A 21,559-nucleotide genomic window follows, 5' to 3' on the forward strand; every position below is an offset into this window, starting at 1 on the left:
ACGACACCGTCCTCTCTGACCTTCACCGAGGGACGAGCCGTGCCCTCCACTCCTCGAACATCAACGTGGCCTCCAACTGGGCGGCGGCCCCGACCACGAACCTGCAGTCGCCCAGCTCAACCCCACTCCGCGCATGCACGTACACGTCGGAGGACGCAGCCGGACGACGCACGACGACCTCTTCGACCGCACCCCGGCGCGACACCACGACCAGCACCGGAACCCCGTCCCGCGACTCCAGCCGCACGAGGTGTCCGGCGTCCTGAGCCAGCAGGCCCAGCCGGACGAGCCGCCGCCTCGTCACCCACCGATCACGGCACGCCCGCATCCCGCCCGTCCACCTCACCGGCGTGCCTCCCGCAGGTCAACGGCCATCTCGAACCACACCGACCACCGCTGGACGGCCCGTGCGTCCGAGACCCGGCAAGCACCTGCCCGGCAGGCCAGACCAGCCACGATGGCCAGCCCCCGCCCCGACTCCTCCCACGACTCCAGCGGATCGGTGTCCACCGGAAAGCGAGGCACCCCGCTCGCCCCACCGTCATCCAGGATCTCGACCCGCACCCGACTCGCCGATGCCTCCGCCCGTCCCGCCAGCAGCCGGACGGACACCTCCACTCCGCCGCCCGGACGCCCCGACGCCGTATGCCGAACCGCGTTGGTGACGATCTCGGTCGTCACCAGCTCCAGGTCATCGACGTCGGCGACGCCCAGCGGCTCGACCCACTCCCGAACCTGCGCCCGCACCTCCCGGACGTCCAGCACGCCCTCCCGCTGAGGCGCGAGCCGCTTCGGCCCCACGACCACTTCCCAGGCCATCACCGCGTCGCCGCCGCGATCTGGTGAGCCGCCCGCATCGTGCCGTCCACGGAAGCCGTCCGCCCCCCGTCCCAGCAGTACGACCACCCACCACCAGCGTCCTGGACCCCGAGAACCGCAAGGCGACGCTCACCACCTCCGTCCCGGACGTACAGGACGGGCTCCCCGTGCAAGGGATACGCCAGCCACGACGCCCGATCGATCGCGTGCAGGTCAGCCATGAGATCGGTCAGAACCCGCAGCCGCATCGCCGTCAGGCTCGCGTCCTCACAGGGACGTGCCGCCCCCACCATGCCCGGTAGGTTGTGCATTGGTCCGACTCCTTCCAGTCGGGCAAGGCCCCGGCACGGTGTGACCGCACCTTGTGTCGGGGCCGCCTGCGTTCATGGGCTGTTCCTCAGGACACCTGACCACGCGTGAACGGCGCAGCCCTGCGGCCGTCCTCCACGCATGCGACAGCGCGAGCGAGGGTCAGAACCCCGATCCGCACCACGCCGCACCTCACGCTGTGTCATGCTCCTGTCACTCAGCAACATGAATAGCACGAGATTGCAGGGCTGCACACCGCAGTGCTGTAAATCCACTCGCTCGGGAGGTACTTCCGTGACAGGGAACAGCCCCACGGCGCGGCGCCGCCAGCTCATCACCGAGTTGAAGCAGCTCCGCGAACGCGCAGGTCTCACGCAGGGACAGGCCGCCGAGCGCCTCGACTGGCACCACACCAAGATCTTCCGGATCGAGACCGGACGCACCGGCCCGCACCCCAACGACGTCCGCCTCCTCGTAGAGGTCTATGGCGTCGAGGACACGGCCCAGCGCGATGCCCTGGTCCAGCTGGCGAAGGAAGCGCGCAAGCGCGGGTGGTGGTACTCCTACCGGGACGTCCTGCCGAGCAAGTACGAGTTCTACGTCGGCATGGAGTCAGAAGCCTCGACCATCAATAGCTTCGAACTTGCCGTGATCCCCGGGCTCCTTCAAACCGAGGACTACGCCCGCGAACTCATCCGCTGCGGTCCCCTGGAGCTGGATCCAGAGGAGATCCAGCGCCTCGTGGAGGTTCGGATCACCCGCCAGCAGGTGCTCGCCAAGCAGAACCGTCCCCAGTTGTGGGCGATCCTCGACGAGGCCGCCATACGACGACAGGTTGGAGGCAAGTCGGTCCTGAGGGCTCAGCTCGAGCACCTGGTCAACAGCAGCGACGGCAAGACGACGGTGCAGGTCGTGGAAAGCCGCGTCGGTGCGCACCCCGGCACCACCGGCTCGTTCATCGTGCTCGAGTTCCCCGATCCAGCGGACGTGGATGTCGTCTACATGGAGACCATCGGGGGCGATCTCTGGGTGGACAAGCCTGAGGACGTTGCCCGATATACCACCGCGTTCGATCACCTGCGAGCGGTCGCCCTGAGCCCCGATGACACCCGCGTTATGCTGAATGCAGCGATCCGCGAACTTCGTTGACCGCAGAGGGGTTGCGGGATGAATGCTCTAGGTCTGTCCCCTGCAGTCTGGCGCACGAGTCGGCGCAGCCAACAGAGCGGGGCTTGCGTCGCCGTAGCACGCCTGTCCCAGGTCATGGCCGTCCGAGACAGCAAGAACCCCGGTGGCGGAAACCTCGTATTCACGCTCCAGGCATGGCAAGCATTCAGCCAGGACGTCAAGCACGGCACCCACGACCTCTGAACACCCGAAAGGCATGCCGTCCGCCTCGTCAGCCCCAGTCGGAACCTGCCGATCAGGCCTGCCGAGCACCTCTGGAGGAGGGTGCAAGATGACCACGCCCAACCTGTCCCACGCCGAGTGGCGCAAGAGCAGCCACAGCAACGGATCGGGCGGCGCATGCGTCGAAGTCGCATGCGTCCCCACCGTGATCGCGGTCCGCGACAGTAAGAACCCCAGCGGCGGGAACCTCGCATTCACGCTCGAGGCGTGGCAGGCGTTCAGCCAGGACGTCAAGCACGGCAGCCACGACCTCTGACCACTCGACGCATCTCGTCCGCACCGCAGGCCAGAACACCTTTACGTACGGCAGAGACAATCGCCGCATGAGCACGCCAAGCCGTCCACCCGACAGCGAACGCCGATGGCCCGCCGACAAGTTGAACGCTTTGCGGCTGGGGCAGCGCGTGGTCGCCGAAGTGCCCGCGTCCCAGCCTGGTCGGCGGGCATTCATCGCCATCACCCCGGTTGCCAGCCACGCCGACGCTGAAGCGCACCGACAAGGCTGGAAGCGAAGCGACCGCGCTCGCGCGTTTCGCCTGGAGCACTGGGAGTACGAGGCCGACCGCATCAGCGGTTTCGACTACGACATCGACGCCGTCCTGATCCGGTCCGCGACCGCCGACGACGAGCCAGAACTGATCGCCGCCCTCGACGCGTGGGAGCTGCGCCCCGACCAGTTCCTCTACCCCTGGCAGACCGATGACCCGGTATAGGCCGCCGACGCACCCACTGAGCGGGCCCTCAAGGGCAGTGAACCCCGCGCCGTAAGCCCACCATGACGAACCGGCAGGTGCTGTGCCGCCCCATGGGGTGATGGTGTATGCCGTGTCCACCTCTGCTGTGAAGGTGTCCTCAGCGTCGTCGCCGTCGGTGATGGAGACGCGTGACTGACGGCTTCGAGACCAGAAGGCGCGCATGTCCGGGCTGGTCATGAGAAACCGCAGGGCGTTGCGGAGTTCTGGGAGCTCGATCGTGTGAGTCTCGTAGGCGACCTTCTGAAGGTTGAGGATCAGATTGCAGTAGTGGTACTTGCGGGTCGTCTGCTCACCAGGAGCGGGGGCGGGCCAGACCGAGCGGAGCTCGCCGTCCTCGATGGCCATCTTGATCAGATCGGTGTGCAGCTCACGCATCACGAGTTCGCCGCTGCGCGTCTGTTCCTCCTGGGTGATCCTCAGCTCCTCGCGCTGGTTTCGCAGCTCGCGGCCCTGCATGAGGAGGGCGGCGGCGATGCCTCTTGGGGAGGGCGCTCCTCATTCCATTTGTCACGGCACCGCCCTGCTAAGCACGGAATGTGTCCGGATCGCTTTCCAGCGGCTGCACCTGTTCGCCGTGGGTGCGCAATTCGGTAGCGATGTCCGCCAGGGCATGAAGCACCTTCGGGGACCGGGTGAGCCAGCCGCCGGTCTGGTAGCCGACGGGCCCGGCCCCAGCTCACCCGCTAAGGGCTGGCTGCGTTCAGCGGCATGGGCAGACTCGCGGAGGCTTTCGCGGGCGAAACGGAGGGGTGTCGCAGGGGATTCGATCGCGCCTATGTCGGACGAAGAGCTGGACTCTATCGAGGAAGGCGCTGAGGCGGCGACTCCCGGCACCTGGTACATCAGGCAGCTCGATGACGTCAATGCGATGTGCCTGGTGGCGGTCAGCACCGTGCCCGACACCGGTCGGGGTGAGCGTTGGCCGGCCTTTGACCACGGCCAGATCGTGGCGGCCACCCTCGTCCAAGAACCGCGCTACGTCGATGCGGCGGACGACCTTTGGGACCAGAACGCCCAGTTCATCGCGGACGCCCGTCGCGACGTTCCCCGGCTGTTAGCCGAGGTCCGACGCTTGGGCAGGCTCCTGGAGACTGTCAGCGATGAGCGCAGCTCCAACACCGGGTCCCTGTGAGCCTCAGCCATGCGCGGAAGCCGTTCCACGTGGTTCGGCCCGTCCTCGCGGGTGCGCGTGTTGATGGGCCGCCCCATCGGGGACGGCCCGGGACGGGTGGCTCTTACCTGTCGATGCGGTTGGCTTCGGCGTCGAGCCAGACGTGCTGGTCCTGTGGAGTGACGGTGAGGCCCCATCGGTCGGCGGTGGGACGGTCGAGGTCGTCCCACCAATGGTAGGCGTCCTCCACTTCCTGCCACAGGTCTCGGTCGCCGGACTGGCGAACCGGGAACTTCTCCGCGCCCGGCTCGACCTCCAGGCTGGCCCACGAGCCTGACCATGGATCGACCAGCCACACCGTGTACGCGCCGTCGTCCTGGTGCTGGACGACGAGCTTGCATCGGGGGACCTTGAGCCCGACCGCCAGCGACACGTCGTACTCGCCGACCACGTCGTAGGGGTGCGGTTCAGTGAACGACCGGCGCGCATTGGAGACCTCGCGCACGTCGCGGGCCAGCCTGGGCCGCTTGCCGCGCTGGTCGCGGAGCCTCATGAACGCCACGTTCCCCACGATCCGGCCACGCATCGTGGCGTCTCGGTTCACTGTGAACGACACCAGTGCGCCGTTGTGGAAATCGGTGGCCCACGGCACCAGTACCCGTCCGCCCGGCCGCGTCTGGGCCGCCCACGCAGGCGGCACACGGTCGGCCGCCACCGTGGCGATCACACGGTCGAAGGGCCCGCGTTCCGGGTGCCCCAACACGCCGTCCCCGGTCGTGACCGTGACCTGATGGCCCGCGTTCCGCAGCACGTGGCGGGCGCGGTCGGCCAGCACCGGATCCACCTCCACCGAGGTCACCCGGCCGGCCCCGAGCCGTTCGGCCAGCAGCGCGGCGTTCCACCCCGTCCCCGTGCCGATCTCCAGCACGTTCAGGCCCGGCTCGGCATCCAACGCCGCCAGCATCGACGCCACGACACCGGGGCGGCTGGCCGAGCTGGTGATCTCATGGCCTACCTGCCCCGGCTCGGCCGGAACTCCATCGTCCACCTGGGTGATCCGCGCTTCGTTGGCGTAGCACAGCTCCAGCCATGCGGCCTCGTCGTCGGCACGCCGCACCGGCACCAGCCGGTCACCGTCCTCGATCCACACGGTGTCGGGCACGAACCGGTGCCGGGGCACCGCCTTGAAGGCCGGACGCCAGTCCGGGGTGAGTGCTCCGGCATCGGCGAGGCTCTCGATAAGCCGGGCCGACAACTCCGTGGCGCCGGCCACCTACTTGCCCTTCTCGTGTCTGCCGCCGCCAGGCGGGTCCTTGGGCTCCTTCGGCGGGACCGGCTTTGAACTCCGATTCCTCTCCGTCCACGGCGTACACGTCGCGCATTTCCAGGTGGACAGCGCTGGCCCGCGCCGACCCCAGCAGGTCAGCGGGTGTCTGGCCCGTCGTCATTCATCAGCTCCTTGAGTAACGGCAGGAGGCGGCCCGGAATCCGGACGACGGCCTCGTTCGACGGGATGTGGTCACGACCGGAAGTCGTCAGGAGCTCGGCCACCACCGCCGGGTCCTCCACCGTCCACCCTTGCACCACCAGGCTGCCGTCCGCGTCGTCGTGCCAGAACGAAGGCGAGTCGCCGTCCTTGCTGTCCGGGTCCTTGCCGAGGAAACGCAGTGCCATGACGCCCTCCCGAGTCGGGGGTGCCCCAGGCGTGGCACGCCGGGAGCACCACCTTCCCGCCGCACAGGTGAGCCGAGCAAGATATCTGCGCGCGCGACCTTGGCAGCTGGGCAGCACGAGTGTGCAGCACCACGGTAAGTACGCGGCCGAGGGCTGGGCTGGGTGGGTCAGGGTGGGGTCAGGTCGGCGTGGAAGGCGAGTCTGGCGGCCTGGGTGCGGTTGGTGCAGTCGAGTTTGGTCAGCATTCGGGAGACGTAGGTCTTGATGGTGGTCTCGCTGAGGTGCACGCGTTCCGCGATCTCGGCGTTGGACAGGCCCGCTCCGATGCAGGCCAGGATCTCCAGTTCCCGCTCGGTGAGGTCGGCGATTCTCGCCTGGGCGCGGCGGAGGGTGGCCTGGTGCTGGGCGGACGCGGCGGCCAGTCGTTTGGTGGGGCCTGGTGACAGGACAGTGTGGCCCTGGGCGGCGACGCGGACGAGGGCGATGAGGTCTTCGGGAGGGGTGTCCTTGAGGAGGAAGCCGGCCGCGGCCGCGTCGATCATCTGGACCACGTACCGGTCGAGGTCGAAGGTGGTCAGGGCGATGACCCTGGGCGGATCGGCCAGGCGTGCGATGCGCTCGGTGGCGGTCAGCCCGTCCACGCCCGGCATGTGCAGGTCCATGAGCACGACGTCCGGGGCCAGCCGGACAACGGACTCCACCGCCTCGGCACCGTCGTGCGCCACGCCCACCACCGTCAGGTCCGGCGCGTCCTGGAGGATGATCCGCAGGTGCGCGCAGACCAGCCGGTCGTCGTCGACGATCAGCACCTTGATCATGGTCGTCCGTCCACGGGCAGCGCCGCCTTGAGCTCGAATCCGCCGTCGGGGTGCGGGGAGGCGTGCAGGCGGCCGCCTACCAGGTCGACGCGCTGGCGCAGTCCCTCCAGCCCGGTTCCGCCCTCGCCCAGCTCGACGTCGGGCCCGCCGGACGAGGCCGTGTTGCGCACCGCGATGTGGATCCATCCGGCGTCGTAGCGCACCTGAACGCGGACGTCGGCTTCGGGCGCGTGCTTGTGCACGTTGGTGAGCCCCTCCTGGACGATCCGGTACGCCGTGCGCCGGACGGCGGGCTCGGCGGGGAGCGGCTCCCCGTGGGTGGCCAGTTCGACGCCGATCCCGGCGGATCGGGAGTCGGCGACCAGGTCCGACACATCCAATACGTCGGCCTTGTCGTCGAGCACGGTCCCCACCTGATCCTGCGAGCGGAGCACTCCGACGAGTTCTCGCAGCTCCCTCATCGCCTGCCTGCCGACCACGCGTATGTCCTCGGCCGCGGCTCTCACCTCCTGGTCGGGGGCGCGGGTACGCAGCGACGTCGCCTGCAGCACCATCAGGCTGACCCGGTGGGTGACCACGTCGTGCATCTCCCCCGCCAGCCGGGCCCGTTCCTCCAGCCGGGCCTGATCGGCCCGGAGCTCCTGCTCGATCTCGGCCCGCTCGGCCCGTTCGGCCAGGGCCTCGATCAGCCGCCGCCGCGACCTCTGGTGAAGGCCGAGCAGTATGGGCACCACTACGACCGCCACGATGCCCGAGGCCACGACGCCCGCCATCTCGGCCCAGGTGGGGTCCCCTCCCCAGGCGGTTCGCGCGTAGTACAGGTGGACGCCCGCGGCGACCAGCAGGACGGCCCCGACGGCGGCCCATCCCGGCAGCGTGCGACGACGGCCGTAAAGGGCCAGGGCGTACAGGCTGAAGGGCAGCGCGAGCGGAGAGGCGAGCACCGCGGCGACCGAGCACGCCAGGGCCACCGAGAAGGGGAACCGGCGCCGGAACGCCAGCGACAGCCCGGCGAGGCCCGCCACGATCACGGCGGGCAACGGCACACCCCGGCCGGGGGACAACGGGCTGGGGCCCAGCCCGAGCCCACCACCGGCGATCGTGACCGCGGCCGCGAACCCGACGTCGGACAGGGGGAGGCGGATCCGCGGCGGAAAGGACCACGTCACCCTGCTCACGGTACCCATGTCACTCGTGCGCGATCGCTGTCAGGACGTCCATCCGCCCGGCCCGCCGGGCCGGCCAGACGGCGGCGGCCACGCCGATCACCCCGGCCAGGACCGCGCAGAGCGCGAGCGGGACCACCGGGACCACCAGCACGTCGAACCCCAGACCGGCCATGGCGTGCTGGAGGGCGATGCCGAAGCCCAGGCCGATGAGCAGTCCGAGCACCGCGCCGAACAGGGCGATCAGGATCGACTCCAGGCGGATCATGCGGCGCAGCTGACCCCGGTCGACGCCGACCGCGCGGAGCAGGCCGAGCTCCCTCGTCCGCTCGAACACCGACAGCGCCAGCGTGTTGGCCACCCCGATCGCGGCGATGACGACCGACAGCGCCAGCAGCAGAGTGATCTGGGTGGTCATCTGGTCCAGGCTCTGAACCTTCTCCTTCTTCCACCCCGAACGGTCATAGATCCCCAGGTCGGGATATCCGGCCAGGGACCGGCGGAGGGCCCGCAGGGTGGCCGCGTCCGCGGTCCTGACCTTGAGGCTCAGCGAGTGGGCGGCCGGAAGCGGAGTGTGGGCCTTGTAGAGGGACTCGGGAAGCATGACGTTCCCGAGACCGACCAAGGGGTAGATGCCCGCGACGCGCACGTCCTGCCCCCCGCCGTCGGGGAACCGCGCCGACAGGATCGTCCCCACCTTCCAATGGTGGGCGGAGGCGACATCGCTCTCGACCAGTACCCCGTCGGTTCCAGCGTTGAGATCGCCGGCCGCCATCCGGTGCGCGACGGGCGCCATGATCGTGGGCAGGTCCCCGGCGCTGTACTCGAGCCTGGATCCGTTGAGGTCGACCGTGCCCGTGTAGGTCGGGGTGGTCCGCTCGATGCCGGGCGTCGAGGCCGCCCGCCTGATCGCGTCCGCGTCGATGGAGCTCCCCCGGACGGGGAGGACGAAGTAGTCGTCGACGAACGAACTCTCGATCTGCCGGCTGACGGACGCCTTCATCGAAGCGCCGAGCACGTTGACGGTGCCGACCAGGGCCAGGCCGACCATCAACGCCCCCGCCGTGGCGGCCGTCCGCCTGGGGCTGCGCTGGGCGTTGCGTCTGGCCAGGAGGCCCGGGGTTCCGAACCATCGGGGAAATCCCTTGCCGAGCAGCTCGATGACGGGGCCGCTGATGACCGGCGAGAGCGCCGTGACTCCCAGGAACACCAGCGTGGCTCCCAGACCCACCAGGGCCTTCGCCATCAGGCCGGCCCCCAGCTGCCCCGCCAGGACGGCCAGCCCCCCGAGTGCGGTGAGGACGGTCCCGGTGACGACGCGTCGGCCGAGTGCCCGCTGCGGCGGGGCGACGTCGTCGCGAAGCGCCGCGATCGGAGGGATCCGGGCGGCGCGGCGGGCGGGTACGTAGGCGGAGACGACGGTGGCCGTCGTGCCGACGACGTAGGACGCGGCGACCGCGGTGCCGGAGAAGGCCGGCGCGCTCGTGGCACCGCCGTTGAGGATCACCTGAAGGAACGCGGCCATCCCCGTCCCGGCCGCCAGGCCGAGCGTCGAACCGACGACACCCACGGCGAACGCCTCACCCAGGACCGCCCGGGACACCTGCTTGTTCGAGGCGCCGAGGGCGCGCAGCAGCGCCAGCTCCCTCGTCCGCTGGGCGACGAGCATGGAGAAGGTGTTGAAGATGACGAAGGCGCCGACGAACACCGAGATCAGCGCGAAGGCCGTCAGGAAGCCGCCGACGTACGACAGGGTGGCCAGGTCGTTCCTCAGTTCGGTCCGCAGTTGCGTGCCGGTGATCGCTTCGAGCCGGCCGGGCAGCACGGCGGCGACCCGTCCCCGCAGGACCGACTCGCTCACCCCGTCCGACGCCATCCGTACAGCGGTGAAGTCTCCGGGGCGCAGCAGCAGCCGCTGCGCCGTCGGGGTGTCGAAGAGCGTCAGCGTCCTGCCCGCCAGATCTCCCGAACCGACCAGCCCGACGATCCGCATCGGCCGGTCGGCGCCCTTGAACCGCACGGTCGCCTCGTCGCCGGTCCGGAAGCCTCCGCGCTTGGCGGTGGCCTCGTCGACCACCATCTCCGCCGGTCCGTTCGGCGCGCGCCCGGTCTTCAGCGGGTGGTCGCCACCCGGGATCCAGTTGCCGCCCGTCTGCGAGACCGAACCGGGGTTCTGAGCCCCCTGCGCGGCGACCGCCGTCCCGTCCTTGCCCACCAGGGCCGCGTATCCGGTGACGACGCCCACCGGCTCCCGCACCCCGGCGACCCCGCGGACGCCGTCCAGGACGGACTCCGGCACGGGGACCGAGACCCCCTTGGTCCTCCCGCCCGGATCCTTCGCCCGAACCTCGACCGCGACGTTCCGGCCCAGGTGCCCGGCGATGTCCCCGGCCTGGCCGTCCATCGTGTCGGTGAAGATCAGTGTGCCGGCGACGAACGCGACACCGAGGACCACCGAGACCGCGGTCAGCAGCAGCCGCAGGCGGTGCGCCGCCAGACTCCGCAGCGTGAGCCGGAGCATCATCGCGCCCCTTCGGCGCGCTTCATCCGCTCCAGCACCTTCTCGGCGCTCGGATCGGCCATCTCCTCCACGACCCGGCCGTCGGCCAGGAACAGCACCCGGTCGGCATAGGAGGCGGCGACCGGATCGTGGGTCACCATGACGATCGTCTGGCCGAAGGTGTCCACGCCCAGCCGCATCAGGTCCAGGACCTCGGCCCCCGCCCTGGAGTCCAGGTTCCCGGTCGGTTCGTCGGCGAAGACGATCCGCGGTCGGGCGACCAGCGCCCTCGCGCACGCGACCCGCTGCTGCTGGCCGCCCGACAGCTCACTCGGCCGGTGCCCGAGCCGGTCCCCCAGCCCGACCGCGTCGACCACCCGCGTGAACCAGCCCGGCTCCGGCCTACGGCCGGCGATGTCCAGCGGCAGCGTGATGTTCTCCAGCGCGGTCAGCGTCGGCACCAGGTTGAACGCCTGGAACACGAAACCGATCCGGTCCCGGCGCAACCGGGTCAGCTCCCGGTCGTCCAGCGCGGTGATCTCGGTGTCGCCGATCCAGATCTCACCGCCGTCGGCCGAGTCCAGCCCGGCCAGGCAGTGCATCAGCGTGGACTTGCCGGACCCGGAGGGCCCCATGATCGCGGTGAGTTCCCCCGCCCGGACCGCCACGTCCACCCGGTCCAGCGCGACGACCCGCGCCTCCCCCACGCCATAGGACTTGCACAGTGCCGTCGCACGCGCGACGACGTTGGAGGCGTCCACGGCGGGAGCCGGTCTCAACTCTCGTGTCATGCTCCCAGCGTCCGACGACGGCGCTCACCCCCGAAAGCCCGTGACGTTGTCGACCGCGTCAACCAAAGTAGACACCCGAGCCGGGACGCACGCCCAAGGCCACTCGGGTTCGGAAGTGGCCTTGACCTTTGAGCTCGTGGCTGGGGGCGGGTCAGAGGTTCACGGCTGATGCGGTTTCCTGGAGTTCGTGGGCGTTCATGTCGGCGACGCGGGTGGTGAGGAACCAGGAGTGGCCGAAGGGGTCTTCGAGTTCGGCTTGCAGGTCGCCGTGGAACTGCATTTCGACTGGACGGATGACCTGTGCTCCGGCGGCGGTGGCGCGTTCGGTCAGGGCCTCGACGTCTGGGACGAAGACGAGGAAGTTGACCGGGGTGCCGCCGATCGTCCTCGGGCTGCGGAAGCGGTACTCGGGGTGTTCGTCGCGGAGCATGAAGACCGCGTCGCCGATCCGGAACTCGGCGTGGGCGATCTTGCCGCCCTGGCGGGGGATCTCGATGCTCACCTCCGCGCCGAAGGCGTCCTTGGAGGGCGACGAACGTGCGCACGCGGCTGGTCAGGCCGCCGGACGGCCAGACGGGTCCGTACTTGATCGGCGGCAGGTCCGTGACGGGCACGTAGGCGATGTCAGGACGGGCGTGGTACCGCGCGGCCTGGCTGCCCACCAGGGCCATCCCCGCGCCACCGCTGACCAGCGTCAGCAACTCCTGCCGCGAGGTCAGCACCCGCTCGCGCGTGATGGGACGTCCGCTGGGCGCCTGGGCGGGGATGAGGGCGTCCAGCAGGTAGTCGGGGGCGGACGCGGGCGCGAGCAGTGAAGCCCCGCCCGGCGGCGACGGCCTTGGCGATGCCGTCCTGGATGCGCTGGTATCCGGCCTGGACGTCGTCGCGGAGCGCGCTGCCGACCAGGGTGAGCGTCACCTTGCGGCTGGTCCGCTGGAACAGGTCCACGCCGAACCGGCGCTCCAGTCGCTTGATGGTCTGGCTGACCCGGGCACCGCTGACTCCCAGCCGTTCGGCCGTCCGGCCGAAATGCAGCTCCTCGGCCAGGGTCAGGAAGATCTCGATGTCACGCCGTTCCATGTCCCACACGGTAGCGATCACTACGAAACGGCGGCGTTGTGAGTCGGTCGCCGGACTGGCGGGGTGTTACGTTGATCGGCTTTGCTCCGATCGGAAGGAAAGCGGATGGACGTTCCCTCCCTGCACAGCGGGTTCCTCAGCGACGTGCTTCCCCGGATCCGTCAGGACGCGCGCGTGGCCGGTGTGGCGGTCACCGGGTCGATCGCGACGGGCCGCCCCGATGAGTACTCGGACGTGGACCTGGTCGTGGTCGTCGACGACGAGGCGTACGACGCGGTCATGCGGGAGCGGCTCGCGCTGATCGGGTCCTGGGCCTCGCTGGTGGCCGGATTCACCGGGGAGCATGTCGGGGAGCCGCGGCTGATCATCACGCTCGTCGGGCCGCCGCTCCTGCACGTCGACTTCAAGTTCGTCCGGGTCTCCGACTTCGGCGAGCGGACCGAGGACCCGGAGGTCCTGTGGGAGCGGGACGGCCTCCTGAGCGGGGCCCTCTCCCGGCGGGCTCCGGACGCTCCGGGGTTCGACCTCCAGTGGATCGAAGACCGGTTCTGGATCTGGGTGCACTACGGCGCGACGAAGCTCGGCCGGGGCGAGCTGTTCGAGACCATCGGCTTCCTCACCTACCTGCGCGAGACCGTGCTCGGCCCCCTGGCCGCCCGCCGGGTGGGGGCTCCCCCTCGCGGTGTTCGCCACCTGGAGGCCGTCGCGCCCGAGGAGGCGCGCGCCCTTCAGGCCACGCTGTGCGGTTACGACCGCGACGACGCCGGACGAGCCGTCCTCGCGACCGTCGATCTGTACCGCCGGTGGTCTGAGGCCGACGAGGCGACCCTCGAACGGCGCCACCGCGCCGAGGAGCTCGCCGTGCGGTACCTGCGCGAGGTCATCGAACGTGGCGACCGTCCGGCGTGACATTTTCGCAGGTCACATTGTCCTGACGTGTCCGCGGACATGCCCGGACACGTCGTGACACCGCTTCTTCTGGTGCCTGCCGTCCACGCTCTGCTGTCGTGGTCTCGCAGGTCGTCGGCGCGCTGGATGTGCGGAGGGAGACCGCCACCGCCGTGCCGTCGCGGACCTGCCGGTCATCAGATCCACCAGAAGGAGAACGACATGCGGAACACGCTGCGCGGTACGGCGACCGTCATCGCCGGGGCAGCCGCGATGAGCGGCTCGCTCCTGTTCACCGGGGTCGCCCAGGGGGCGGTCGGCGGGACGGGGAGCCCGGCCGTCTCTTCGGCCGGTCCCCACGGGTGCGTCCAGATCAGGCCCCTCGGCCACAACAACGGTGTGCAGGCGACGAACGTGAGCTGCGGACGCACCGTCCAGGTCCAGGTCATCTGGAGCACTCCCCCGAACAGCCGGTACTACGCGATCGCTCAGGGCGGGAAGCGGGACTACTACCCGCACTTCTCCTGGCAGAGCTACTCCACGTACGACGTCGTCTGACGGCTGCGGCCGGGTGCGATGCCCCCCGCGTACGGTGGCGGCGGGGGCGTCGTCCTCAGCTGTGGTGGTAACTCAGCACCGCGACGGACGGCAGCGGGGCCCGGTTGAGGTGCTGCAGGATCGTCACCTGGCCGGTGCAGCCCGTCCCGGCGAAGAGCCGCTGCCGTTCCTTGCTGGTGTTCTGGACCGAACGGGCCACGAACGGCAGGGGCTGGCACCTGCTGTCGCTGAAGTAGTCCGGTGGCAGCGTGATCTTGCGGCCGAGGAAGTTCGGCTCCGGCCAGAAGCAGACGCTGCCCTCGACGCAGTCCGGAACACCCGCCGCAGCCGTGCCTTCCGATGCCCTGCCGCCCATGAACCAGCCCACCGCGACGCCGGTCACCGCCGCGGCCGTCACGGCGGCGGCCACCGACACCGCCAAGCGCCGGGGGACGCGACGCCGCGCGCCTGCCGGGTGGACGGCGTCCTTCGCGGGGGCGGCGGACGCCTCGATCCGCCGCCGCACGGGCTCCAGTTCGTCCAGGAGGTCGAGCCGGCCGCATCCGTGCAGGTAGCAGCGGAGTTGCTGCGCCGTGGGGACCGCGCCGTTCTCGATGTTGGAGACGCGCTGGCGGGTCAGCGCGGCCCGGTCGACGTTCGAGCGTCTGGCCACGGCCTGCTGGGTGAGCTGTCCACGCAACTCCCGCAGGTACGCCCCGAACTCCTGAGCCGAGACGATCTCCACAGCGTCCACCCGCACTCCAGCGCACACGACGATAGACACTCATCGTAACCGGGCGAACACTAATGCGAACGGCGTCAACGCCGACCTTCGCCGCGACGTGTGCGACATGCCGTGGTCACCCGTGACGATGGCGGCGGACGGCATAGGCGACGGTGACGGCGGCCAGGAGAGGGCCCCAGGCCACGAGCGGCAGGTAGCAGAGGTAGAGGACGACCAGCTTGCCGCCATGAGGCAACTCCGGATCCGACGTCTCGAAGCCGAACACCAGGCCGCTCCAGAGCGCCATCAGGGCCGCGGCACCGAGGGCGGCGGGGATGATCGCCGCCAGAGGGTGGACGCGACGGCCCCGCAGGAACGGGATCCAGCGCGGCCAGATCTCACCCCAGGACCGGACGAGGCCCATGCTCAGGAACGCCGCCGCCTCGGACAGCAGGGTCAGCGCGCTCACGTAGCCGAGCAGGAAGAAGAAGTTCACATGGTCCGGGTCGCTGCTGCCGGTGAACCCGGCCGGAAGGCGGAGCGCGAACAAGATGCGCCAGATCCCCGACGGAATCGCGCACCACATCGTCGCCTGCGCCGCCCACTCCGCCCACCGCGGCACCGGCCCTCGCATGGACGTCGCACTCATCGCGCCCCTCCCACGGCAACGCGCCCGGCGCCGGACGGGGGTGGCTCCTTGTCGGGGCCTGTGGCCAGGAGGGCGGCGGCGATGAGGGCCGTCAGCGCTGCGACGATGAGCAGCTTGACCTTCAGGTGTTTCGTCATGGCAGCAAGATCTCGTCCGGCCCGGGCGCGACACCTCCCCCGCGCGGCCGATCGGCGTCGTCCTCGCGGGGGAACCGAGGTGCGCGGGGTGCCGGGGCGGTCGCCGCCGACCGGCAAAACGCGTGATCGGGGACGGATCGGCATGGTCCGCGTTTCGGCAGCGCGCGGACGGACGGGAGTGTCAGACTCGGTACCTTCGGAAACGGTTTTCAGTTTCAGGACGGGGGCATCGCTCGTGAAGGTCGCGTTCGTCGGCAAGGGTGGGAGCGGCAAGACGACCACCTCTTCGCTCTTCATCCGCCACCTCGCCGCCGAGAGGGCGCCGGTCGTCGCGATCGACGCGGACATCAACCAGCATCTCGGGGTAGCGCTCGGGATGCCGGAGGAGCAGTCCGCCGACGTCCCGGCGCTCGGCGCGCACCTGGCGGAGATCAAGGAGTACCTGCGGGGCGACAACCCGCGGATCGCGTCCGCGGACGAGATGGTCAAGACGACCCCGCCCGGACGGGGGTCGCGGCTGCTGCGGTTCGACGGGCACGACCCCGTCCACGCGCTGTCGCGGCAGGTGGACGGCGTCACGTTCATGGCGACGGGGCCGTTCGACGAGGACGACCTGGGCGTGTCGTGCTACCACGGCAAGACCGGCGCAATGGAGATGTACCTCAACCACCTGGTGGACGGTCCGGGCGAGTACGTCGTGGCGGACATGACGGCGGGCGCGGACACGTTCGCCTCGGGCCTGTTCACGCGGTTCGACGTCCTGTTCCTGGTCGTCGAGCCGACGCGGAAGGGCGTCGCGGTCTACCGGCAGTACACGGGCCACGCGTCCGACTTCGGCGTCCGGATCGCGGTGGTCGGGAACAAGGTCCAGACGGCCGAGGACGAGGCGTACCTGCGCGAGCACGTCGGTCCCGACCTGCTGGCGGTCATCGGCCACCAGCCCGCGGTGCGGGCCATGGAGCAGGGCCGCCCGTTCGACCTGGACTCGCTGGACGACGCCGCGCGGAAGGCGCTGAGGTGTCTTCAGGACGAGGTGGACGCCCAGCCGAAGGACTGGGCCAGGTACCAGCGCCAGGCCAACGAGTTCCACGTGAGGAACGCCGAGAGCTGGGCGAACAAGGCGGTCGGCGTCGACCTCACGCGCCAGATCGACCCCGGTTTCGTCCTCGGACCGGACGCGCCGATGGGCGCCTAGCCCGGAGGCGCGCAGGGACCGGACCGCGGAACCCCGCGGTCCGGGCGCGACGAGGCCCCCACGATCAGGGCGGAGCGTGGGGGCCTCGTTCGTGCCGGTCGGGGGTTCAGCAGTTCAGTAGCGTCGGGTCCTGGTTGAGCAGCTGCGCCTCGGGCGAGACGAACCGCTGGTAGGCGGTCTCGGCGTCCTTCTTGAACACGGCGGGCTTGCAGCAGTTCTGGAACGCCAGCCGCACGCCGAAGTGCTCCTGGATCGCGTTCCGCATGGAGTCGCTGGAGAACATGCGGAACATCTGCCCCCATTCCTCCTCGGTCTCGGGGACGAGCGTGTTCTGGACGCTCTCCGCGTCCGTGCTCTTCATCTCCTCCACCAGCCGCGTCACCATGGCCCACGCGAAGGGCAGCGAATCGGCGACGCACTTGAGGAACTCGTCCTGCTCGACCTTGCCTGCCTCGGCCTTCGCGAGAAGCTCGGGCGATACGTTGAGCGACATGTCGCACCTCCGCCTTGGACGCTAGGCAGGCTGTCACTGTCCGTCCATCCCCGGTCGCACAGAACTAACCGAAGGGACAGGCGAGGGATGCGCCGGGGTTACTTGGCGGTATCGCGGTGGGTCCACCCTCGCGGAGTGCCGGGTCGTGATCTGCTGAGCGTCAATGTTCGTCCGCGTTCGCCCGAGAGCGAGTCGGACGATCTTCGTTCGCAGCCATCCTGCCCGGGGGCGGCGGAAGGGGGAGCGCATGCCGGAGGACCGCGAGAGCGCCGGGCGGGCGGGTTCCGGCCGGGGCCTTGAGGCGGTGATCGCGTCCCTGCGTCCGCCGACGCCCAGGGCCGCGAAGTACCACGCCGACGGCTGGTGGCGGACGGAGACGTTCGTCGACGACCTGCGGGCGGTGGCCTCGTCCGATCCCGGCCGGACGGTCTTCGTCAACTGGCGCCGGGATCTGGGACGCGAGGTCGTCGTGTCGTACGGCGAGCTGGCGGAGCACGTGGGGCGGCTGTCGGCGGGGCTGCGGGGGCTCGGGCTGGCGCGCGGCGACGCCGTGGCGTTCCAGTTCCCCAATTGGTGGGAGGCGGCGGCGCTGCTGCTCGCGTGCATGGACGCCGGGCTGGTCGCCGTGCCGGTCCTGATGACGATGGGCGGACGCGAGGTCGAACGCGTCCTGACGGGGACCGGGGCGAAGGCGTGCGTGGTCGTCGACTCGTGGGAGGGCACTCGTCCTGACCGGCTGCTGGCCGATCTGGACGAGCGGCTGCCGCAGCTCCGGCACCGGATCGTGTTCGGCGACGCGGCGGCGACCGGCGCGGTCGCGTTCGCGGACCTGGTCGCGTCCTCCCCGTCCCCGGGACCGGCGCGGGGGCGGCCGGACGAGGTGTCGGTCGTGCTGTTCACGTCCGGGACGACGGGCGAGATGAAGGGCGTCCTCCACACCCCGAACACGCTGCACGCGTCCTTCCGGTGGAAGGGGTCGGACCGCCGGGCGGAGGATCGTCCGGCCGCGATGGCCCACCTGATCCACGGGGCGGGGCTGCAGACCAACCTCCTGCGTCCGATCGCGACCGGCCGCTCGTCGGTGTTCGCGGACACGTTCGACGCGGACGTGTGGCTCGGCCTGCTCGCCCGCCACCGGGTCACGTACCTGCTCGGCTCCCCGCCCCCGTTGTTCACCCTCGTCCAGGCGCAGCGGCGCGAGCGCCGGGACCTGCCGCGGTTGCGGACGATCGCCAGCACGGGGACGTCACTCCCGGCCGCCTTCGTCGGGCCGATCCGCGAGGAGCTGTGCGCGGGGCTGACGAACACCTTCGGAATGACCGAGATCGGCGGATTCTCCGCGACCGATCCCGACGATCCGCCCGAGCTCACCGTCCACAGCATCGGCCGTCCCCTTCCTGGCCGCGAGGCTCGCCTCGTCCCGGACGACGGGGCGTTGGAGGTGGGGGGCGTGTTTCGGCTTCATGTGCGAGGGCCTTCGGTGTGTCTGGGGACGTTCCGGCTGGATGGCGGAGGGGTGGCTTGGGACCCGGCGGACACGGACGGCTGGTACGACACCGGTGACCTGGTCCGCGAGGACGGGCGTGGCGGTCTCCGGTACCTCTCCCGGGTCGCCGACCGGATCGGGAGTCCGCTGACGATCCCGGTCCTGGAGGTCGAGGACGAGCTGCTGCGTCATCCGTCCGTCGCGGATGCCGCGATCGTCGGGTCCCCTGACCCCCGCGACGGGACCGAGACGGTGTGCGCCTTCGTCGTCCCGGACGGTGCGGCGCCCACGCTGGACGGGCTGCGGCGGTACCTGCTCGCGACGGGCATGACCGAGTGGTACCTGCCGACTCGCCTGGAATGTGTCGACGCGCTCCCCCGCAACCACATGGGCAAGGTGCTCAAGAACCTGCTCCGCGACCGGCTCAGGGAACAGGGGCGGCCGTGAGGTCCTTGGTGAGGCGGACGGTTCCGTCGGGGGCGGGCGACGGCACGAGGCGGTACCCCTGGCGCTGGTAGAGGGCGATGTTGCCCTCGCTCCTGGCACCGGTGAAGAGCAGGACGCGGCGGCTGTCCGGGGCGGCCGAGTCCTCGGCGGTCCGGAGGAGCCATCGGCCAAGGCCACGGCCTCGCAGGTCGGGGACGACGGCGAGGCGTCCGAGGTGCCAATCGGTTCCGTCGGGACGGGTCCGGATCATGCCGAGAAGGCGTCCGTCGAGCCAGAGGCCCGTGGTGTCCCAGGTCGCGAGCCACGCGCGCACGTCGTCGGGCGTCTCGTGCAGGGCCGGGAGGGCGAGGGTGTCGTTGACGATGGCCTCGTCCGCCCAGCAGGCCCGCTGGAGGACGGTGACCTCGGGCGCGTCGTCCGGGGTGAGCCGCCTCGCGTAGGAGCCGGGCAGGGGGCCGGGCACGGTTCCGGGGCGGATGCGGTCGCGCATGGGGCGTAGGGCATGGGTGAGCCGGGTCAGTTCGTCCAGAAGGGTGACGGCGGCGGCGTCGCGGGCGGCGTCCGGGCGGAGGTGTCCGTCCTGGACGGCCTCGGTGAGGCGGATCGCGACGGTGGCGCCCAGGGGCACCATGCGGAGCGTGGTCACGACCTGCTTGGAGTGCTGGACGGACCGGGTGCCCGCCGACGTGTTGCCGTAGCTGACGAAGCCGATCGGCTTCCACGCCCACTCGGCGCCGAGGTAGTCCAAGGCGTTCTTCAGGGTCGCGGGCATGCCGTAGTTGTACTCGGGGGTGACGGCGATGAAGCCGTCCGCCGCGTCCACGGTCGCGCTCCAGCGGCGGGTGTGTTCCCGCTGGTAGACGCCCGAGGACGGGTGTTCCTCCTCGTCCAGGAAGGGGAGGTCGAGGTCGCCCAGCGCGAGCGGGACGAGCTCGACGCCGAGCTCCGCGGCGCGCGGGGTCACCGCGTCGACCAGCCAGCGTCCGACGGCGGGGCCGAACGCGCCGGGACGGGTGCTGCACATCAGGACGAGGACGCGGAGCGGTTTCGTTTCCATGGAAACGAAAGGTACGTGCTAGTTTGATGACATGTCAACGAAATCCCCGGACGGGCACGTGCGCTGGCTGGACGCCGACGAGGAGCGGGCCTGGCGGGCGTTCCGGCGCGTCCTGGTCGCCGTCCAGGCCGGGACGGCGCGCGACCTGGCCGCGGTCGGCCTGTCCGAGCCCGACTACGAGGTGCTGAGCACGCTGTCGGAGCGTCCCGGGAACACCAGCACGCTGGGAGAACAGGCCGACAAGATGGGCTGGTCGCGCAGCCGGCTGTCCCGGCACGCGACCCGCATGGAGGCCCGCGGGCTGCTGCGGCGCGAGCCCGACCCGTCCGATGGGAGGGGATGCCTGCTCGTCCTCACGGCGCAGGGGCTGGAGGCTCTGGAGAACGCCGCGCCCGCGCACGTCGCGTCCGTGCGGCACCACTTCATCGACCGCCTCGACCCGGACGACCTCGCCGCCCTCGAACGGATCGCCGCGAGAGTCGAACGTCCCCCCGCCGGATAGGGCCGGGCAAAGCAGAGGCCCGGGCGACCGGGGTGGGTCGGCCGGGCCTTCGTGGGTGGCTACTTCTTGGCGAGGGGGCCGAGGTTGGCCGTCAGGTCGTCGAGGATCTTTCCGGCGGCGGTGACGCCGATGCCGGTCATCCAGATCTCGTCGTCGACGACCTTGGTGTGGCCCGCCTTGACGGCGGAGAGGCGCTGCCAGAGGGGCCCGGTGGTGGTCTTGGCCTGCGCGTCGGCGGCCTTGGCGCCGTAGGCGGCGACGAAGACGAAGTCGCCGTCGGCCTGGTCGACGCGCTCGGGGCTCAGCGGCGCGAAACGCTTGTCGGACTTGTCCTTGAGCATCTGCGCGTCCGGACGGGACAGGCCGGTGTCGCGCAGGACGATCCCGGAGAACGAGTCCGGGCCGTACTGGCGGATCTCGTCCGGCATGAAGCGGATGACGCTGACCTTCAGCTTCGCCGGGTCGCCGAACGACCGTCCGACCTGGCGGGCGCGGTCCTCGTACTCCTTGAGCCTCCGCTCGCCCTCGGCCTTCTTGCCGACGGCCTCGGCGTCCAGCAGGAAGTTCTGCTTCCAGGTGATGCCGACCTGGTCGGTGAAGACGGTCGGGGCGATCTTGCTCAGCTGGGAGTAGTACTTCTCCATCCGGAACTTCGAGCCGAGGATCAGGTCCGGCTTGAGCGCGGCGATCGCCTCGACGTCCGGCTGCTGGGTGGTGCCGACGCTCTTCACCTTGGCGAGCCCGGGGCCGAGGTACTTCGGCATCCCGGCCTGCTGGTCCGGGACGGTCGCGCCCGCCGGGGTGAGGCCGAGCGTGGCGAGGGTGTCGACCTTGTCGGTGTCCAGCACGACGATCTTCTTCGGGTCGTCGGGGACCCTGGTCTCCCCCATCGCGTGCTTCACCAGGTGCGTCGCCCCGGACGCGGACGAGTCGCCCGATCCGCCGCACGCGCTCAGCGCCAGTGCCGCCGCGGCGGCGACCGCGAATCCCTTCATGAGTCTCATGTGGTTC

At 70.4% G+C, this 21,559-nt stretch carries 27 protein-coding genes; 9 read left to right on the top strand and 18 right to left on the bottom strand.

What is annotated here, in order from left to right; genetic code table 11:
* Positions 1-22 precede the first annotated feature (22 nt).
* From P696_RS0107090 to P696_RS0107100, 3 genes are read right to left on the bottom strand one after another with little or no spacing between them, the layout of a single operon-like run.
* Positions 23-304, bottom strand: a complete 282-nt coding sequence (locus tag P696_RS0107090) for a hypothetical protein (protein ID WP_157429546.1) — start codon at positions 302-304, stop codon at positions 23-25.
* A gap of 38 nt (positions 305-342) precedes the next feature.
* A complete protein-coding gene (locus P696_RS43830; protein WP_051467008.1) occupies positions 343-819 on the bottom strand; it encodes an ATP-binding protein in 477 nt (158 codons plus the stop codon).
* The gene (locus tag P696_RS0107100) at positions 819-1,130 is read right to left on the bottom strand and encodes a hypothetical protein (protein ID WP_026411786.1); all 312 of its coding nucleotides are present in this window, start codon (positions 1,128-1,130) and stop codon (positions 819-821) included. Before P696_RS0107100 ends, P696_RS43830 begins: the two co-directional genes overlap by 1 nt.
* 292 nt (positions 1,131-1,422) lie before the next feature.
* On the opposite strand from P696_RS0107100, the gene P696_RS0107105 reads away from it, so the two are divergent.
* The 3 genes from P696_RS0107105 (at position 1,423) to P696_RS0107110 (ending at position 2,794) form a co-directional block, all read left to right on the top strand.
* A complete protein-coding gene (locus P696_RS0107105; RefSeq protein ID WP_026411787.1) occupies positions 1,423-2,277 on the top strand; it encodes a helix-turn-helix domain-containing protein in 855 nt (284 codons plus the stop codon).
* 18 nt (positions 2,278-2,295) lie between these two features.
* The gene (locus tag P696_RS54035; RefSeq protein WP_084336920.1) at positions 2,296-2,499 is read left to right on the top strand and encodes a DUF397 domain-containing protein; all 204 of its coding nucleotides are present in this window, start codon (positions 2,296-2,298) and stop codon (positions 2,497-2,499) included.
* An 88-nt stretch (positions 2,500-2,587) separates the two neighbouring features.
* Entirely contained in the window at positions 2,588-2,794 is a 207-nt protein-coding gene (locus tag P696_RS0107110; RefSeq protein WP_026411788.1) for a DUF397 domain-containing protein, read from the top strand.
* On the opposite strand, the gene P696_RS57335 is transcribed toward P696_RS0107110, so the two are convergent.
* Positions 2,769-3,767: a DUF6082 family protein gene (locus tag P696_RS57335; protein WP_281174924.1), complete on the bottom strand. Its 999-nt coding sequence runs from the start codon at positions 3,765-3,767 to the stop codon at positions 2,769-2,771. The two genes, P696_RS0107110 and P696_RS57335, sit on opposite strands and share 26 nt — an antisense overlap.
* Positions 3,768-4,068: 301 nt before the next feature.
* Here P696_RS57335 and P696_RS0107120 point away from each other — a divergent pair, with 301 nt between their 5' ends.
* Complete coding sequence (locus P696_RS0107120; protein WP_026411790.1) at positions 4,069-4,425, top strand: hypothetical protein; 357 nt, start codon at positions 4,069-4,071, stop codon at positions 4,423-4,425.
* Between the two features lie 103 nt (positions 4,426-4,528).
* Here P696_RS0107120 and P696_RS0107125 read toward each other — a convergent pair whose 3' ends face one another.
* The 8 genes from P696_RS0107125 to P696_RS57345 all read right to left on the bottom strand — a co-directional run bounded on the left by P696_RS0107125 (position 4,529) and on the right by P696_RS57345 (position 12,433).
* A complete protein-coding gene (locus tag P696_RS0107125; protein ID WP_064743915.1) occupies positions 4,529-5,677 on the bottom strand; it encodes a methyltransferase domain-containing protein in 1,149 nt (382 codons plus the stop codon).
* 149 nt (positions 5,678-5,826) lie between these two features.
* A complete protein-coding gene (locus P696_RS0107130) occupies positions 5,827-6,078 on the bottom strand; it encodes a hypothetical protein (protein ID WP_026411792.1) in 252 nt (83 codons plus the stop codon).
* 167 nt (positions 6,079-6,245) lie between these two features.
* Complete coding sequence (locus P696_RS0107135; RefSeq protein ID WP_026411793.1) at positions 6,246-6,896, bottom strand: response regulator; 651 nt, start codon at positions 6,894-6,896, stop codon at positions 6,246-6,248.
* Complete coding sequence (locus P696_RS43835; protein ID WP_170026335.1) at positions 6,893-8,065, bottom strand: sensor histidine kinase; 1,173 nt, start codon at positions 8,063-8,065, stop codon at positions 6,893-6,895. The genes P696_RS0107135 and P696_RS43835 overlap by 4 nt, the downstream gene beginning before the upstream one ends.
* Before the next feature lie 19 nt (positions 8,066-8,084).
* Positions 8,085-10,586 carry an ABC transporter permease gene (locus tag P696_RS0107145; protein WP_051467010.1) on the bottom strand — a complete coding sequence of 834 codons (2,502 nt, stop codon included), beginning with the start codon at positions 10,584-10,586 and terminating at the stop codon, positions 8,085-8,087.
* Positions 10,583-11,353, bottom strand: a complete 771-nt coding sequence (locus P696_RS0107150; RefSeq protein ID WP_051467011.1) for an ABC transporter ATP-binding protein — start codon at positions 11,351-11,353, stop codon at positions 10,583-10,585. The genes P696_RS0107145 and P696_RS0107150 overlap by 4 nt, the downstream gene beginning before the upstream one ends.
* Positions 11,354-11,504: 151 nt before the next feature.
* Complete coding sequence (locus tag P696_RS57340; protein WP_245627543.1) at positions 11,505-11,855, bottom strand: VOC family protein; 351 nt, start codon at positions 11,853-11,855, stop codon at positions 11,505-11,507.
* A gap of 122 nt (positions 11,856-11,977) precedes the next feature.
* A complete protein-coding gene (locus P696_RS57345; RefSeq protein WP_245627544.1) occupies positions 11,978-12,433 on the bottom strand; it encodes a helix-turn-helix domain-containing protein in 456 nt (151 codons plus the stop codon).
* Between the two features lie 105 nt (positions 12,434-12,538).
* Here P696_RS57345 and P696_RS0107165 point away from each other — a divergent pair, with 105 nt between their 5' ends.
* On the top strand, positions 12,539-13,342 hold the full coding sequence (locus P696_RS0107165; protein ID WP_026411797.1) for a nucleotidyltransferase domain-containing protein: 804 nt from the start codon (positions 12,539-12,541) through the stop codon (positions 13,340-13,342).
* A 201-nt stretch (positions 13,343-13,543) separates the two neighbouring features.
* The gene (locus P696_RS0107170) at positions 13,544-13,879 is read left to right on the top strand and encodes a hypothetical protein (RefSeq protein WP_026411798.1); all 336 of its coding nucleotides are present in this window, start codon (positions 13,544-13,546) and stop codon (positions 13,877-13,879) included.
* 55 nt (positions 13,880-13,934) lie between these two features.
* Here the strand turns inward: P696_RS0107170 and P696_RS0107175 are convergent, their stop codons facing one another.
* The 3 genes from P696_RS0107175 to P696_RS55700 form a co-directional block, all read right to left on the bottom strand.
* The gene (locus P696_RS0107175; RefSeq protein WP_157429548.1) at positions 13,935-14,612 is read right to left on the bottom strand and encodes a peptidase inhibitor family I36 protein; all 678 of its coding nucleotides are present in this window, start codon (positions 14,610-14,612) and stop codon (positions 13,935-13,937) included.
* 106 nt (positions 14,613-14,718) lie between these two features.
* Positions 14,719-15,231, bottom strand: a complete 513-nt coding sequence (locus P696_RS0107180) for a hypothetical protein (protein WP_211245651.1) — start codon at positions 15,229-15,231, stop codon at positions 14,719-14,721.
* On the bottom strand, positions 15,228-15,368 hold the full coding sequence (locus P696_RS55700) for a hypothetical protein (RefSeq protein ID WP_157429549.1): 141 nt from the start codon (positions 15,366-15,368) through the stop codon (positions 15,228-15,230). Before P696_RS55700 ends, P696_RS0107180 begins: the two co-directional genes overlap by 4 nt.
* A gap of 235 nt (positions 15,369-15,603) precedes the next feature.
* On the opposite strand from P696_RS55700, the gene P696_RS0107190 reads away from it, so the two are divergent.
* Positions 15,604-16,563, top strand: a complete 960-nt coding sequence (locus P696_RS0107190; protein WP_026411801.1) for an ATP-binding protein — start codon at positions 15,604-15,606, stop codon at positions 16,561-16,563.
* A gap of 106 nt (positions 16,564-16,669) precedes the next feature.
* Here the strand turns inward: P696_RS0107190 and P696_RS0107195 are convergent, their stop codons facing one another.
* Positions 16,670-17,056 carry an SCO5389 family protein gene (locus P696_RS0107195; RefSeq protein ID WP_026411802.1) on the bottom strand — a complete coding sequence of 129 codons (387 nt, stop codon included), beginning with the start codon at positions 17,054-17,056 and terminating at the stop codon, positions 16,670-16,672.
* 247 nt (positions 17,057-17,303) lie between these two features.
* On the opposite strand from P696_RS0107195, the gene P696_RS43845 reads away from it, so the two are divergent.
* A complete protein-coding gene (locus P696_RS43845) occupies positions 17,304-18,989 on the top strand; it encodes an AMP-binding protein (RefSeq protein ID WP_051467013.1) in 1,686 nt (561 codons plus the stop codon).
* Here P696_RS43845 and P696_RS0107205 read toward each other — a convergent pair.
* The gene (locus P696_RS0107205; protein ID WP_084336924.1) at positions 18,967-20,046 is read right to left on the bottom strand and encodes a bifunctional NAD(P)H-dependent oxidoreductase/GNAT family N-acetyltransferase; all 1,080 of its coding nucleotides are present in this window, start codon (positions 20,044-20,046) and stop codon (positions 18,967-18,969) included. The two genes, P696_RS43845 and P696_RS0107205, sit on opposite strands and share 23 nt — an antisense overlap.
* Before the next feature lie 31 nt (positions 20,047-20,077).
* Here P696_RS0107205 and P696_RS0107210 point away from each other — a divergent pair, with 31 nt between their 5' ends.
* Positions 20,078-20,548 (top strand): MarR family winged helix-turn-helix transcriptional regulator, encoded by a 471-nt coding sequence (locus tag P696_RS0107210; protein ID WP_026411804.1) that lies wholly within the window; start codon positions 20,078-20,080, stop codon positions 20,546-20,548.
* A 59-nt stretch (positions 20,549-20,607) separates the two neighbouring features.
* Here the strand turns inward: P696_RS0107210 and P696_RS0107215 are convergent, their stop codons facing one another.
* On the bottom strand, positions 20,608-21,552 hold the full coding sequence (locus P696_RS0107215) for an ABC transporter substrate-binding protein (protein ID WP_211245652.1): 945 nt from the start codon (positions 21,550-21,552) through the stop codon (positions 20,608-20,610).
* Positions 21,553-21,559: the final 7 nt, after the last annotated feature.

The organism is Actinomadura oligospora ATCC 43269 (genome assembly GCF_000518265.1).
GTDB lineage: Bacteria > Actinomycetota > Actinomycetes > Streptosporangiales > Streptosporangiaceae > Spirillospora > Spirillospora oligospora.